The organism is Actinomadura miaoliensis (assembly GCF_039536785.1).
Classification (GTDB): domain Bacteria; phylum Actinomycetota; class Actinomycetes; order Streptosporangiales; family Streptosporangiaceae; genus Spirillospora; species Spirillospora miaoliensis.
The window spans coordinates 37,002-51,089 of record NZ_BAAAZG010000033.1; the positions used below are offsets into that span (position 1 = coordinate 37,002).

A 14,088-nucleotide genomic window follows, 5' to 3' on the forward strand; every position below is an offset into this window, starting at 1 on the left:
CGGGCGCGGTCAACGCCGCCGGCGACGCCATGGTGGCGGTCGCGCTGGCCGGGACGGTGTTCTTCGGCCTGGACGTGCACCAGGCCCGCGGCCAGGTGGCGCTGTACCTGCTGGTCACGATGGCGCCGTTCGCGCTGGTCGCCCCGCTGGTCGGCCCGGCGCTGGACCGGATGCGGCACGCCCGCCGCTACGCCATCGCCGCCACGCTGGCCGCGCGCGGCCTGCTGTGCTGGGGCATGGCCGGGGCGGTGACGCGCGGCGACGAGCTGACCTACCTGCCCGCCGCGTTCGGCGTGCTGGTGCTGTCCAAGGCGTTCGGGGTGCTGCGGGCGGCGGCGACCCCGCAGGTGCTGCCCGAACGGATCTCCCTGGTGACGGCGAACGCGCGGGTGTCGTTCGCCGGGCTGGTGGCCGCGGCGGTCGCCGCGCCGATCGCGGCGGGGCTGACGGTGCTGATCGGCGCCGACTGGCTGCTGCGCGTCACCACGGCGGTGTTCCTGCTGGGCGTGGTGGTCACGATCCGCCTGCCCAGGCACGTGGACGCGGCCCCCTCCCCCGCCGACACGGCACCGGACGTCGACGCGGCACCGCGGCCCGACGCGGCCCCCGAACCCGCGGACGGCGCCGAACGGCCACGGCGGCGCGGACGGTGGCGGACGCTGCCGCGCCTGACCCCCGCCGTCGCCGAGGCGGTCACGGCCAACGCCGCGCTGCGGGCGTTCTCCGGGTTCCTCATCCTCTACCTGGCGTTCCTGCTGCGGCAGCAACGGTTCGACCCCGTGTCCGGCAACATCGCGCTCGGCATGCTCGCGGCGAGCGCGGGCGCCGGGGGTCTGGCCGGCACCGCCCTGGGCGCCTGGGCGAAGGCACGCGCGCCCCGGCTGCTGGTGCTGGGCACGCTGGCGTTCGTCACGGCCGTCGCGGCGTTGTGCGCGGCGCTGTTCGGCCTGTGGGCGGCGCTGGCGGTGGCGTTCGCGGGCGCCCTCGGCCAGTCCCTCGGCAAGCTGTCGATGGACGCGATGGTGCAGCAGGAGATCGGCGAGGACGTCCGCTCGTCCACGTTCGCGGTCACCGAGACCCTGCACCAGCTGGTCTGGGTGCTCGGCGGCCTGCTCGGCCTCGGCATGTCGATCGTCGCCGACGGCCGGGTGGCCCTGGCGACCGTGGCGGGCGCCCTGGCCGTGTCGCTGGCCGCGCTGCTGCTGCGCCGTCCGGGCCGCCGCCGCACACGCTCACGCCGCCGCGCCCACGTCCCCGACGCCCACCCCGAAACGACGTAGTCATGTGGGGGACGACCCCCTACACCCCCGTCGGTCGGTCAGGCGGTCCTCGCTCCGCAGAACTCCGCTGCGGTCACCTGACCTGCTCGACTGGGTGACGACCCCCAGACCCCCGGCGATTCGGTCAGGCGATCCTCGCTCCGCAGAACTCCGCTGCGGTCACCTGACCTCAGGGCGCCAGGTCGTCCGCGACGGCGCGGAGGACGGTGGCGATCTTCTTGGCCTCGGCGGGGGACGGGTGCTTGCCGCGACGGTAGGTGTTGGAGATGCCGTCCAGCAGCTTGATGAGGTCCTCGGTGATCACCACCATCTCATCGGGCTTCTTGCGGCGGGCCTTGGCGATCGACTTCTCCACCGACGGCGGGGTCTCCAGTGTGCGCACCGACAGCGCCTGCTGCCCCCGCCGTCCCTCGACCACGCCGAACTCGACGCGCTGGCCGGACTTCAGCGACGTGACGCCGCCGGTGAGCGCGGAGGAGTGCACGAAGACCTCACCGCCGTCGTCGCGGGTGAGGAAGCCGAATCCCTTGTCGGCGTCGTACCACTTGACCTTGCCAGTGGGCACGGGAGACCTCGTTCAACTCTCGTCCTGAATTGGCCTCAAGATTAGTGCCTCGCCGCGGGGCGGTGAACACGTGTGCGACCGCCCGGAGCCCTTACGAGGCCACGGATTGAAGCTACCTGCGGCGGGGCCTTCCGGGCACCCGGATTTCCGGCGGCGAAACCGCTCCGGAAAAAGCCGGGCCGGGGGCGAATCAGGCGGCCGAACCGTCGCCCGAGAGCTCGCCGGAAACCCGGGCCGAACCGTCGCCCGCCCCGTTGCCCGCGCCGTCGCCGAAGCCGGCGAGCCAGCCGGGGAACGCCAGCAGGTCCGGCAGCACCACGTCGGCGCCGTACGCGGTGAGGGCGGCGGCGTCGAACGCGCCGGTGGCGACGCCCACCGCCGTCGCGGCGGCGGCCCGGGCGGCGTCCACGTCGCCGGTGTGGTCGCCGACGTAGGCGCCGGCTCCGTAACGCCGCAGCGCCACGCCCTTGTCCGCGCCGAACAGGCCGCCGACCACCTCGTCCACCGCCAGCCCCAGGAAGCGCACGGTCCGCTCGGTGTCGGCCTGGTTCTTGCCGGACACCACGATGACCCGGCCGCCCCGCGCCCGAACCGCGTCGACCGCCTCCACCGCGCCGGGCATGAGCCCGGTGGCGGGCACCGCCACGTCGGGATAGATCGCGCGGTAGCGGTCGGCCATGGCGGGCACCTCGGACGGCGGGAACCAGTACGCCAGCTCCACCTCCAGCGGCGGCCCGATCCGCGCGACGACCGCCTCGACGTCGATCGGCACGCCGGTCTCGGCGGCGAGGGCGGCGTAGACCGCGCCGATCGCGGCCCGGGTGTCGGCGAGGGTCAGGTCGAGGTCGAACCCCACGGCGAATCGCGGCGAAACTGGCTCCAGCACGCCACACAGGGTAAAGGGAAAGGTATGGGGAAGAAGCGACGGCCACCCGCCGGGGCGGCGTCCCGGCGTGCCCCGGGGTCGTGCCCCGTACAGCCCCGCGCTCCCCTGGTAGTGGCGATGCGACGGGATCCGAGTAGGGGAGCGCGGGAGTCCTGTGTACGGCCGCTGCCCGGTCGCCCGACCCGGCGGCGTTGTGCGGCGGATATACCCGGCGACCCCGGCACGAACCCTCTCAGCAGGAAAAACGCGCGTCTCGAAAGGGCGCGCGGCCCCCAAACGATCCCCCGTCGGACGGCAATCCGCCCCATCCCGAGAAAGAGGGCGCCATGGCGGACAACACCGAGACCACGATGACCGGCCACAGCGGCGGCGGCAGCGGCCGGCCGGGCGGAACCCCCGGGTGGCGCGCACGGCTGTCGGGCGGCGGCGTCCGGTCCGCCCGCAGGCGCGCCGTCTCGGTGCTGGCCGGGGTGGTCTCGCTCGTCACCACCGTGGTGGTGCTGGTGCTGGCCGTGCACATCGTGTTCGTGGCGTTCGAGGCCAACACCGGCAACGAGCTGGTGCGGCGCGTGGCCGGGTGGGCGCACGACCTGGCCTGGCAGTTCAAGGACGTCTTCCAGCCCGCGAACGCCAAGATCGAGGTGGCGGTCAACTACGGCCTGGCCGCCCTGGTGTACCTGCTGGTCGGCCGGATCGTCGTCGGGCTGGTCCGCCGCCTCGGCTGACGCCGCGCGGACCCGCCCGGCGGTCCGCACGGCCGGGCCGGTCGTGGCCCGGTCGCGGTCCGGTCGTGGTCAGCTCGGCTGCGGCCGGGTCAGTCGCGGCCGGGGAAACGGACGGTGCTGAACGGCCACGTGGTGACGACCCACTCGCGGACGAAGTCCTCCAGCTCCCGCTCCAGGGCCGGGTCGTCCTGGTCGTCGCGCACCCAGAACACCACGACGGCGTCGGCGTCGGGGGTGTCGGACGGCGCGATGTGGATGCGGCCGAGCTGGCGCTCCTCGTCCGGCGTGGTGACCGCGTAGCTGAACGAGCGCCGCAGCTGGCCCTCCTTCTGCAGCCAGGCGATGTCGATCAGCGCCTGGTCGAAGGTGAACTCCTCGTCCGGCCAGCCCCAGTCCGGCCCGAACCGCTCGCGCAGCCGCTCCAGGCTGCCCCGCACCGCCGCGTAGTCCTTGACCACGTCGTGCACGGTGATCGGGCGGATGCGGAAACGCGGACCGGCGACCAGCGTGGGCACCACGAAGTCCTCGGGCAGGAACGCCCGGCGCGCCCCCGTGCGCGCGGCGCCCTGGACGCCCGGCGCCCCGGGCCGACCAGGCCCGGCGGGCTCGTGGCTCTCGTGGGGCTCGGCGAGCCCGGTGAGCTCGGCGAGCTCGTCGGACTCGGTGCGGGCAGCCTCGTGGGGCTGCGCGTGCGGAGCCTCTCGGCTGATGCGCAGTGCTCCGCCGATCAGCGTGCGCGGTGATCCGCGGATCCTCCTCCGCGGCAGTACGGCCATTCGCTCGGTCCCTCCCGTACGCCCCTTTCCGGATAAGAGGCGTAGCACGAACTCTAGCCGCCGGGGACGGTGCGAGTCGCGTCACGATCCGGGCGTGCCGGGCATCGGACGGATACGGCCAGCGCGAACATGCCTTACTGTTCTTGCGGAGGAACACGTGACCAAGCCGACTTCAACGCGCGAGCGGATCGTGGCCGAGTCGCTGCGGCTGTTCGCCGACCGCGGATACGCGGCCACCTCGGTCGCCGAGATCGAGGCGGCGGCCGGGCTGTCGCCGGGCGCGGGCGGTCTGTACCGCCACTTCCGCTCCAAGGAGGAGGTCCTGGCCACCGCCATCCGCGAGCACATCGAGCGCACCGGCAAGCAGGTCAGCGAGGTGCTCGAGCACGCCAAGCAGTACGAGGGCCGCCCGCTGGAGGTCCGGCTGCGGATGACCTGCCAGGCCGGGCTGGCCAAGATGCGCGAGGAGCAGGACCTCATCCGGGTGCTGTTCCGCGACCTGGACCAGTTCCCCCACCTGGTGGCCGAGATGCGCGAGGGGATCGTCAACCCCCTGTACGACGGCATCGCGCAGTGGCTGTCGGAGCAGCCGGAGCTGGCCGACGCCGACGAGGACTGGCCCGCGATCGCCTCCGTGCTGGGCGGCGCGGTCGTCAACTACTGGCTGGCCAACGAGTCGATGTACGAGCCGCCGACCCGCATCGACGAGAAGCGCTTCGTGGCGAGCTGGGCCCGGCTGGGCATGGGCCTGGTGAAGCAGGCCCCCGCGTCCTCCTGACCGCGCCCGCCGTCCACCGGTCCTCACCTCGCCCGGCTCTCCCCGCACACGCCTCCACGCCGACTAGGTTGGGAACGGCATGGAGACCTACGCCGACTGGCTGCGCGCACGCGACGACGCCGACCTGCGCGCCCTGCTGTCCGCGCGGCCCGAGCTGATCACTCCGGTCCCGGCCGACCTGGGCGCCCTCGCGGCCCGCGCCGCCGCCCCGGCCGCCATCTCCCGCGCGCTGGACCGGCTCGACCGCTTCACCCTGGCCGTGCTGGAGGCCGTGCTCGTCCTGCCCGACCCGGCGCCGCGGGCGCTGGCGGACGCGATCGGCGTCACGGAGGCGGAGGCCGCGGCGGCCCTGGACCGGCTGCGCGGCCACGGCCTGGTGTGGGGTTCGGAGCGGACGGCCGCCGCGCCGGGCGTCCGGCAGGCCCTGCCGCACCCCGCCGGGCTGGGGCCGCCGGCGCGGGAGGTGTTCGCCACCTATCCCACCGAACGGCTCGTCGGGCTGATCACCGACCTGGACGCCAAGCCGCGCGGGTTCCCCGACGCCGACCGGCTGCTGCGCCGCCTGGCCGAGCTGCTCGCCGACCCCGAACCGCTGATCGCCGACGCCGGGGCCGACGCGCGCGCCGCCCTCGCCCAGCTCACCTGGGGGCCGCCGATGGGCCGTGTCGCCGACGCCCGCCGCCCGGTGCGGGTCGGCACCGCCGCCACCCCGATCGAGCGCCTGCTGGCGCGCGGCCTGCTCGCCGCCGAGGACGACCGCACCGTCACCCTTCCCCGCGAGGTGGCCCTGTATCTGCGCGGCGGGCGGCTCTTCCAGGACGTCACCGCCCAGCCGCCCCCGCTCACCGGCCGGCCCGGCAGCGCGCCCGCCCGTCCCGGCGAACGCCAGGAGGACGTGGTGGCGCGCGCCGCCGCCGGGGCCGCGTTCACCGCCGTCCGCATGGTCGAGGACCTGCTGGAACGCTGGGGCCTGGACCCGCCGCCCATGCTGCGCAGCGGCGGCCTGGCCGTGCGCGACCTGCGGGCCGCCACGGCGCTGCTGGACGTCGAGGAGTGGCACGCCGCGCTGCTGATCGAGACGGCGTACGCGGCGGGCCTGCTCACCCACAGCGGCGAGGTGGACGGCGAGTGGCTGCCCACCCCCGCCTACGACGTGTGGCTGCTGCAGGACACCGCCGGACGCTGGACGGACCTGGCGCACGGCTGGCTGAGGTCCGACCGCGTCGCCGGGCTCGTCGGCGAACGCGACGACCGCGACCGGCTGATCAACGCGCTGGGCGACGCGGCCGTGCGGCCCCTGGCCCCGTCCACCCGCGTCGCGGTGCTGCGCGAGCTGGCCGAGGCCGAACCCGGGCTGGCCGTGGACGCCGACGCGGTGCGGGCCCGCCTGACCTGGCGGCGGCCGCGCCGGTCCGGCCCGCTGCGCGACCGCCTCGTCGACTGGACGCTGCGCGAGGCCGCCGTGCTCGGCCTGACCGGCTTCGGCCAGCTCGCCCCCCATGCCCGCGACCTGCTCGACGGCGCCGACCCCGCGCCCGGCCTGGACAAGCACCTGCCGCGTCCGGTCGAGGAGATCCTCATCCAGGGGGACCTGACGGCCGTCGCGCCGGGCCCGCTGGTCACCGAGCTGGCCCGGGAGCTGGCGCTGGCCGCCGACGTGGAGTCCACCGGCGGCGCCACCGTCTACCGGTTCACGGCCGGGTCGATCCGCCGGGCCCTCGACGCGGGCCGCACCGCCGACGAGCTGACCGCCCTGCTCACCCGGCACTCGGCGACCCCGCTGCCGCAGCCGCTCACGTACCTGATCGAGGACGTGGCGCGGCGGCACGGCACGCTGCGGGTGGGGGCGATGGCCTCGTACGTGCGCACCGACTCGCCCGCCGTCCTGGACGAGATCCTCGCCGACCGGCGCGCCGCCCCGCTGCGGCTGCAACGCCTGGCGCCGACCGTGCTGGCGTCGGCGCTGTCGCGCGGCGAGCTGCTGGCGGGGCTGCGGTCGCTGGGGCTGGCGCCGGTCGCCGAGTCCCCCGAGGGCGGCGTGATCATCACCCGTCCGGACGCGCACCGCGCCGAACCGCCGCCGACCGCCGAGATCACACGGCTGCGTGCCGAGGCGACCGCCGACGAGGCCATGATCGCGGCGGCGGTGCGCGCGCTGCGGGCCGGGGACGAGGCCGCCCGGTTCGGCGCCGAGCACGCCGCGTCCGCCCCGTCCGGCGAGCCGCCCCGCTCCCCCGCCGCCGCGACCGTCGAGCTGCTACGCGACGCCGTCGACCGCGGCGCCCGGGTGTGGATCGGCTACCTCGACCAGCAGGGCCAGTCGTCCAGCCGCATCGTCGAGCCGGTGCGCGTCGAGGGCGGCTACCTGACCGGCTACGACGCCACCCGCGCCGCCGTCCAGCGTTTCGCCCTGCACCGCATCACCGGCGTCTCCGAAATCGACTCCTAGAAACGCGCACCGGAAAATCCGGTTGCCGTCGGCGCGACGAATGCGGCACGGTTGAGAACGTCACGACGACGGCGAAAGGAGGACCCGGTGCGAACCGCGAGACGCATATGTCGTCGGCGGCGAGCGAATGCCGAAACCGTCCTCCGGACGACGCCGCGCCCACCGAATCCACGGTGCTGACGCCGACGGCTTCGCGGAACGACGACGACGTGCGCGCCCGATGCGCAGGCAGCGGTTACTTCCACTGATAATGGAGAGGTCACAGGTTCGAGTCCTGTCCGCCCGACTCTCCGGGCGGTAGCTCAGCCGGATAGAGCGCTTACGTACCGCCGCCGCCCGGTTCTCGGGCGCGCCTTTCACTCGCCCCTCCCGGTGCGCAGGCCGGAGTTACTTCGGGTTGATTGAGGTTCGATTCCTTGAGATTCCACCATTGTGGGGTCCAACAGCACTTCGGCCGATCTGAACTCGGGAGGGGCCCCCGATTTTCCGCCGCCCGGTGCGCCGCCCCGGCGCCCACGCGCGACCTGCGCGCGACCTGATCTCGGGCGGCCGACAGGAGGCCCGTACCGACATGGCGAAGTTCAACCGTTCACGCCTGGCCGGCGCGCTGAGCGCCGTGCGGTCCCGGTCCACGCCCACCGCCCGCACCCATGAGGGCGCCCCGGGCCATGCGCGCGACCCCAAGAGTGAACTTTTCCTCCTCGCGGTGTCGAACATGGTCGGCGAGCAGACGTTCTACGAGGGCGCCGACGAGCGCGACGAGCGGTTCCGCACGCTGGCCGGCCAGGTCGCGCTGGACGACCCGGACTGGACGGCCCGCATGATCGGCTGGCTGCGCGCGGACGCCGGGATGCGTTCGGCCGCCGTGGTCGCGGCCGCCGAGGGCGTGCGGGCGCGGCTGGCCGAGCGGCGCGCGGGCGGCAACCGCCCGATGATCGCCGCGGCGCTGCGCCGCGCGGACGAGCCTGGGGAGCTGCTGGCGTACTGGCACGGCCGGTACGGGCGGGCGCTGCCGCAGCCGGTCAAGCGCGGTGTCGCCGACGCCGTCCGCCGCCTCTACGGCGAACGCTCGCTGATCAAGTACGACGGCGGCGACTTCCGGTTCGGCGACGTCATCGAGCTGACCCATCCGCGGCCGCGCACGCCGTGGCAGGGCGACCTGTTCCGGCACGCGATCGACCGCCGGCACGGCCGCGGCGGGGACATCCCCGCGTCGCTGGCGACGCTGCGGGCCCGGGCGGAGCTGCTGGCCCTGCCGGTGGACGAGCGGCGCGCGCTGCTGGACCGTCCGGACGCCGAGCGCGTGCTCGCCGACGCCGGGATGACCTGGGAGTCGCTGGCGGGCTGGATCCAGGGGCCGCTGTCGGCGGCGTTCTGGGAGCGGATCATCCCGTCGATGGGCTACTTCGCGCTCCTCCGCAACCTTCGCAACTTCGACCAGGCGGGCGTGTCGGACGAGGTCGCCGCACGGGTGGCCGAGCGGCTGGGCGACCGGGAGCAGGTCGCGCGGTCGCGGGTGCTGCCGATGCGGTTCCTGGCGGCCTACCGGGCGGCGGCGTCGCTGCGCTGGGCGTGGCCGCTGCAGCGGGCGCTGGACGCGTCGCTGGCGAACGTCCCGGCGCTGCCGGGCCGCACGCTGGTGCTCGTCGACCGTTCCGGGTCGATGTTCGGACGGCTGTCGGCCCGCTCCGACCTGACCTCGGCGGACGCGGCGGCGGTGTTCGGCGCGGCGCTGGCGCTGCGGGCCGAGCACGCCGACCTGGTGCAGTTCGGCACCGGCCACGCCCCGGTGCCGTTCCGCCGCCGCGAGTCGGTGCTGAAGGTGGTGGAGCGGTTCGGCTCGCTCGGCGGGACGAACACGGCGCAGGCGGTGCGCGACAACTATCGCGGCCACGACCGCGTGGTGATCGTCACCGACGAGCAGGCGTGGTGGGGCTCCCGCGGCGAGGAGCCCACGCGGGCGGTGCCGCAGCAGGTGCCCGTCTACACGTGGAACCTCGTCGGCTACCGGCACGGCCACGGCCCGTCCGGTGCCGGAACACGGCACACGTTCGGCGGGCTGTCGGACGCGGCGTTCTCGATGATTCCGCTCATCGAGGCCGGCCGGAACGCCGACTGGCCGTTCTGAGCCGGTGTGCGCACGGCCCCGCCGCGCGCACACCGGGCCGCGGCCGCTTCCCGCCACCGGCTACGGATCTGGATGAACCAACAGATAGCCTGCACAGTCCAACCAATCGACAAAACCGGACGGACCGCGGCTCGCCGGGCAGGGCGACCGGCCGGTCCGATCGCTACGGAAGGGGCCCCGAGTGAGCGGGTACGGAGGGCAGCCGTCCGGGTGGAGCGACCCCTACGGGCAGCAGGACGGCGGCTGGCAGAACACGCCGCAGGCGGGCTGGTCCGACCCCGCCGCGCAGCCCGGATGGGACCCGAACGGCCAGTACGGCACCCCGCAGCAGCCCTCTTACGGCTACGGCACACCCCAGCAGCCCTCCTACGGCTATGGCCCGCCCGGTGTGCCCGGCCAAGGCCACAGCGGCAACGGCCTGGCCATCGCGGCGCTGATCTGCAACGTCCTGCTCGTCGTGTCCTGCTGCAACGTGCTGGCCATCCCGGGCATCGTCACGTCCTCGCTGGCCATCAGCCGCTCCGCCACCGACCCCGGGTCGGCCCGCTCGCTGACCATGTGGAGCTGGGTGGTCTTCGCGCTGGCGCTGGTCATCGCGATCGTGGTGGTCATCATCGCGATCATCGTCGACGCCGGTTCCTCGTCGTCGACCTACGACAGCACCGGCAACATCTGACCGCCGCGAACCGCGGACGCGGCACCCGTACCCCCGGGCGCCACGTCCGCGCTGTCACACGGCCGTCTTCATACGGACGCCTGCGGGCTCCTCGTCCACAGGCGCCGCCGTACGGCGCCGCAGCAGCAGGGTGACGAGCAACCCCAGGAACATCCCGCCCGCGGCCAGCAGCGCCGGCGACGAACCCGGCCACGAGCGTGACGCGCGCGCCCAGGCGCGTCGCCGGCCTCTCGCCCAGCTACGTCCCGGTGGCGACGGCCAGGGACGGCACCAGTTACGCCAGCCCCGCCGTCAGCGCGCTGTATCCGTACGGCAGGCTGTCGAAGGTCGCCACGCTGACGCCCGCCAGCAGGCTCCCCGTTGCGCGCCAGCCGGTGCGGCATCAACGGCTCGGCACCGCGCCCCTCGACCACCGCGAACGCCGCCGCCAGCCCGAGCGCCAGCACGGCCGCCAGCACGGCCGCCAGCACGAGCGCCAGCACGAGCGTCAGCGGGATCATCGGGTGGACCAGCTGATCTCCTTGCCCTGGACCAACGCGAACACCAGCAGCATGACGCCTGCGGTGCTGGTCGACGCGCCGGGCACGTCGACCGGCGCCGCAGCAGCAGGGTGACGAGCAGCCCAAGAGCATCCCACCCACGGCCAGCAGCGCCATGCCCGCGACGCCGGCGACGAACCCCGCCACGAGCGTGACGCGCGCGCCCAGGCGCGTCGCCGGCCTCCCGCCCACTGCGTCCCGGTGGCGACGGCCAGGGACGGCACCAGGAATGCCAGCCTCGCCGCCAGCGCGCTGTATCCGTACGGCAGATGACCGAAGATCGCCACGCTGACGCCCGCCAGCAGGCTGCGGTTGCGTACCAGCCGGTGCGGCATCAACGACTCGGCACCGCGCCCCTCGACCACCGCGAACGCCGCCGCCAGCACGAGCGCCAGCACTGCCGCCAGCACGGCCGCCAGCACGAGCGTCAGCGGGATCACCGGGTGGACCAGCCGATCTCCTTGCCCTGGACCAGCGCGGACAGCAGCAGCGTGGCGCCTGCGGTGGTGATCGGCGCGTCGGGCACCTCGAACCGGCGCCGCACGCGCGGCAACCGGTCTCGGGGCATGACGGCGAGCGCCGCCAGCGCCACGATCCCGGCCAGCGGCACGTCACGAAGAAGACGGCGGACCAGCCGAAGGCCTCGATCAGCACACCGCCCAGCAGCGCGCCGAGCGTCAGGCCGCTGGCGCCCGCACCGCCCCACACGGGCAGCGCGCGGTCGCGCCGCGCCTCCTCCTTGAACGGCGTGTTGATCATCGCGACGGTGGACGGGAGCGACAGCGCCCCGCCGCCCCCTGCACCGCGCGGGCCGGCAGGATGACGCCCTGCGTCGTCACCAGCCCCCGGCCTGCGACGACACGGCGTAGACCACAGGTTCGACTGTACGTATCGCGTCGAACAGCGCGACTGTTTGGCGACTGTCGTACAATCGGTCGTGATTCGTCCGTCCCCGCCCCTAGGCTGGATGCATGATCGCTCAGCACCCCGACCGGGACCAGATCCTGCTGGAGAACGTCCTGTCCGCCCTGGGCAACCCGCTGCGCCTGCGCATCGTCCGCGTCCTCGCGCACGGCGGCGAGCAGTCCTGCGGCAGCATCCTGGACGGGGTGTCGAAGTCGACCCTCACCCACCACTGGCGCGTCCTGCGCGACAGCGGCGTCATCTGGCAGCGCCCCTCCGGCCGCGAGAACCTGCTGTCGCTGAGGCGCGAAGATCTCGACGCCCGTTTCCCCGGCCTCCTGGACGCGCTGCTCAACGCCGTCGAGTCCGGGTCTCCCGCCGCCGCTCCCGCCGGGGCTTCTGCCACGGCGACGCGGGCCCCGGCCGCCACGTAGGCGGCACCGCCCGGCCTGGGAAGACGCCGGGGGCCCGGCGTGTTGCACACAAGTACGTCCGGCCGCGCGGAGACCTCCGCCCGCACCGCGGGCCTGGAGTAACGTGCTTCTCCAGTTGACGGCTGTGAACGAGCCACCCACTTCCGACGCCTGACGGGGGCTGCTTTTCGTGTCCGACGGTCCGCTGATCGTGCAGTCCGACAAGACCTTGCTGCTGGAGGTCGACCACGACCTCGCCGACGCCTGCCGCACCGACATCGCCCCGTTCGCCGAGCTGGAACGGGCGCCCGAGCACATCCACACCTACCGGGTGACGCCGCTGGCCCTCTGGAACGCCCGCGCCGCCGGCCACGACGCCGAACAGGTCGTCGACACCCTCCTGCGGTACTCCCGCTACCCGGTGCCGCACGCGCTGCTGGTGGACGTGGCCGACACGATGGCCCGGTACGGGCGGCTGCGCTTGGAGAAGCACCCCACCTACGGCCTGGTGCTGGCCTCCTCCGACCACGCGGTGCTGGAGGAGGTGCTGCGCGCCAAGAAGGTCCGCGGCATGCTCGGCGAGCGCATCGCCGACGACACCGTGGTGGTCCACCCGTCCGAACGCGGATCGCTGAAGCAGGCGCTGCTGAAGCTCGGCTGGCCCGCCGAGGACCTGGCCGGCTACGTCGACGGCGAGGCCCACCCCATCGACCTGGCCGAGGACGGCTGGGCGCTGCGCTCCTACCAGCGCGAGGCCGCCGACGCGTTCTGGCACGGCGGGTCGGGCGTCGTCGTCCTGCCCTGCGGCGCCGGCAAGACCCTCGTCGGCGCCGCCGCCATGGCCCGCGCCAAGGCGACCACGCTGATCCTCGTCACCAACACCGTCTCGGCGCACCAGTGGAAGCAGGAGCTGCTGCGCCGTACCTCGCTGACCGAGGACGAGATCGGCGAGTACACCGGCGCGAAGAAGGAGATCCGGCCGGTCACCATCGCCACGTACCAGATCATGACGACCCGCCGGAAGGGCGCCTACACCCACCTGGAGCTGTTCGACGCCCGCGACTGGGGCCTGGTCGTCTACGACGAGGTCCACCTGCTGCCGGCGCCGATCTTCCGGATGACCGCCGACCTGCAGGCGCGCCGCCGCCTCGGCCTGACCGCCACGCTCGTGCGCGAGGACGGCCGCGAGGGCGACGTGTTCTCCCTGATCGGCCCGAAACGGTACGACGCGCCCTGGAAGGACATGGAGAACCAGGGCTGGATCGCCCCCGCCGACTGCGTCGAGGTGCGGGTGACGCTGACCGACTCTGAGCGGCTCGCCTACGCCACGGCCGAGCCGGACGAGCGCTACCGGTTCTGCGCCACCACCGAGACCAAGACCAAGCTCGTCCAGGCGCTGGTGGACCGCCACCGCGGCCAGCAGACCCTGGTCATCGGCCAGTACATCGACCAGCTCGACGAGATCGGCGCCCTCCTCGACGCCCCAGTCATCAAGGGGGAGACGCGGGTGCGGGAACGCGAACGGCTCTTCGACGCCTTCCGCTCCGGCGAGATCGGCGTCCTGGTGGTCTCCAAGGTCGCCAACTTCTCCATCGACCTCCCCGAGGCCTCCGTCGCCGTCCAGGTGTCGGGTGCCTTCGGCTCCCGTCAGGAGGAGGCCCAGCGCCTCGGCCGCCTGCTGCGCCCCAAGGCCGGCGGCCAGACGGCCCGCTTCTACGCGGTCGTCGCCCGCGACACCCTGGACCAGGAGTACGCGGCGCACCGGCAGCGCTTCCTCGCCGAACAGGGCTACGCGTACCGCATCGTCGACGCCGACGCCGTCCTGGCGGGCGAAGAGATCTGAGAGTTCCCGGAAAAAGCGAAAGGCCCCGCCGTTCAACGGCGGGGCCTTTCTATCTAAGAGAATGTCCGGCGGCGTCCTACTCTCCCACACAGTCTCCCATGCAGTACCATCGGCGCTGAAGAGCTTA

Annotated in this window: 13 protein-coding genes and 1 tRNA gene; 9 read left to right on the plus strand and 5 right to left on the minus strand. The window is 73.9% G+C overall.

The window, feature by feature from the left end:
* A partial coding sequence (locus tag ABD811_RS22990) for an MFS transporter (protein ID WP_344951287.1) occupies window positions 1–1,280 on the plus strand: 1,280 nt, incomplete at its 5' end.
* 169 nt (window positions 1,281–1,449) lie between these two features.
* Here the strand turns inward: ABD811_RS22990 and ABD811_RS22995 are convergent.
* Together ABD811_RS22995 and ABD811_RS23000 are read right to left on the minus strand one after the other, a co-directional pair.
* Window positions 1,450–1,845, minus strand: coding sequence for a cold-shock protein (locus ABD811_RS22995; RefSeq protein ID WP_344951288.1), 396 nt, complete (start codon window positions 1,843–1,845; stop codon window positions 1,450–1,452).
* Window positions 1,846–2,035: 190 nt separating this feature from the next.
* Window positions 2,036–2,731 (minus strand): HAD family hydrolase, encoded by a 696-nt coding sequence (locus ABD811_RS23000; RefSeq protein ID WP_344951291.1) that lies wholly within the window; start codon window positions 2,729–2,731, stop codon window positions 2,036–2,038.
* 326 nt (window positions 2,732–3,057) lie between these two features.
* Here ABD811_RS23000 and ABD811_RS23005 point away from each other — a divergent pair, with 326 nt between their 5' ends.
* Window positions 3,058–3,456, plus strand: a complete 399-nt coding sequence (locus ABD811_RS23005; RefSeq protein ID WP_344951292.1) for a hypothetical protein — start codon at window positions 3,058–3,060, stop codon at window positions 3,454–3,456.
* Window positions 3,457–3,545: 89 nt separating this feature from the next.
* On the opposite strand, the gene ABD811_RS23010 is transcribed toward ABD811_RS23005, so the two are convergent.
* Complete coding sequence (locus ABD811_RS23010) at window positions 3,546–4,232, minus strand: hypothetical protein (RefSeq protein ID WP_344951295.1); 687 nt, start codon at window positions 4,230–4,232, stop codon at window positions 3,546–3,548.
* A 157-nt stretch (window positions 4,233–4,389) separates the two neighbouring features.
* Between ABD811_RS23010 and ABD811_RS23015 the strand changes: the two genes are divergently transcribed.
* The 5 genes from ABD811_RS23015 (at window position 4,390) to ABD811_RS23035 (ending at window position 10,263) form a co-directional block, all read left to right on the plus strand.
* Window positions 4,390–5,010: a TetR/AcrR family transcriptional regulator gene (locus tag ABD811_RS23015; RefSeq protein WP_344951296.1), complete on the plus strand. Its 621-nt coding sequence runs from the start codon at window positions 4,390–4,392 to the stop codon at window positions 5,008–5,010.
* A gap of 79 nt (window positions 5,011–5,089) precedes the next feature.
* Entirely contained in the window at window positions 5,090–7,459 is a 2,370-nt protein-coding gene (locus ABD811_RS23020; protein ID WP_344951298.1) for a helicase-associated domain-containing protein, read from the plus strand.
* Window positions 7,460–7,684: 225 nt separating this feature from the next.
* Window positions 7,685–7,745: transfer RNA gene (locus ABD811_RS23025), tRNA-Ser, on the plus strand.
* A gap of 285 nt (window positions 7,746–8,030) precedes the next feature.
* Entirely contained in the window at window positions 8,031–9,587 is a 1,557-nt protein-coding gene (locus tag ABD811_RS23030) for a TROVE domain-containing protein (protein WP_344951300.1), read from the plus strand.
* 181 nt (window positions 9,588–9,768) lie between these two features.
* Window positions 9,769–10,263 carry a hypothetical protein gene (locus tag ABD811_RS23035; protein ID WP_344951303.1) on the plus strand — a complete coding sequence of 165 codons (495 nt, stop codon included), beginning with the start codon at window positions 9,769–9,771 and terminating at the stop codon, window positions 10,261–10,263.
* Window positions 10,264–10,759: 496 nt separating this feature from the next.
* Here ABD811_RS23035 and ABD811_RS23040 read toward each other — a convergent pair whose 3' ends face one another.
* Both ABD811_RS23040 and ABD811_RS23045 read right to left on the minus strand, forming a co-directional pair.
* Complete coding sequence (locus ABD811_RS23040) at window positions 10,760–11,242, minus strand: hypothetical protein (protein WP_344951306.1); 483 nt, start codon at window positions 11,240–11,242, stop codon at window positions 10,760–10,762.
* Window positions 11,239–11,412 carry a hypothetical protein gene (locus ABD811_RS23045; RefSeq protein WP_344951308.1) on the minus strand — a complete coding sequence of 58 codons (174 nt, stop codon included), beginning with the start codon at window positions 11,410–11,412 and terminating at the stop codon, window positions 11,239–11,241. The genes ABD811_RS23040 and ABD811_RS23045 overlap by 4 nt, the downstream gene beginning before the upstream one ends.
* 361 nt (window positions 11,413–11,773) lie before the next feature.
* Between ABD811_RS23045 and ABD811_RS23050 the strand changes: the two genes are divergently transcribed.
* A complete protein-coding gene (locus ABD811_RS23050; protein ID WP_344951311.1) occupies window positions 11,774–12,139 on the plus strand; it encodes an ArsR/SmtB family transcription factor in 366 nt (121 codons plus the stop codon).
* A 169-nt stretch (window positions 12,140–12,308) separates the two neighbouring features.
* Complete coding sequence (locus tag ABD811_RS23055) at window positions 12,309–13,961, plus strand: DNA repair helicase XPB (RefSeq protein ID WP_344951313.1); 1,653 nt, start codon at window positions 12,309–12,311, stop codon at window positions 13,959–13,961.
* Window positions 13,962–14,088: the final 127 nt, after the last annotated feature.

Coding starts and splice junctions, on each gene's coding strand:
- ABD811_RS23050 (WP_344951311.1), top strand. CDS start 11,774: ATGATCGCTCAGCACCCCGACCGGGACCAGATCCTGCTGGAGAACGTC.
- ABD811_RS23005 (WP_344951292.1), top strand. CDS start 3,058: ATGGCGGACAACACCGAGACCACGATGACCGGCCACAGCGGCGGCGGC.
- ABD811_RS23020 (WP_344951298.1), top strand. CDS start 5,090: ATGGAGACCTACGCCGACTGGCTGCGCGCACGCGACGACGCCGACCTG.
- ABD811_RS23010 (WP_344951295.1), bottom strand. CDS start 4,232: ATGGCCGTACTGCCGCGGAGGAGGATCCGCGGATCACCGCGCACGCTG.
- ABD811_RS23030 (WP_344951300.1), top strand. CDS start 8,031: ATGGCGAAGTTCAACCGTTCACGCCTGGCCGGCGCGCTGAGCGCCGTG.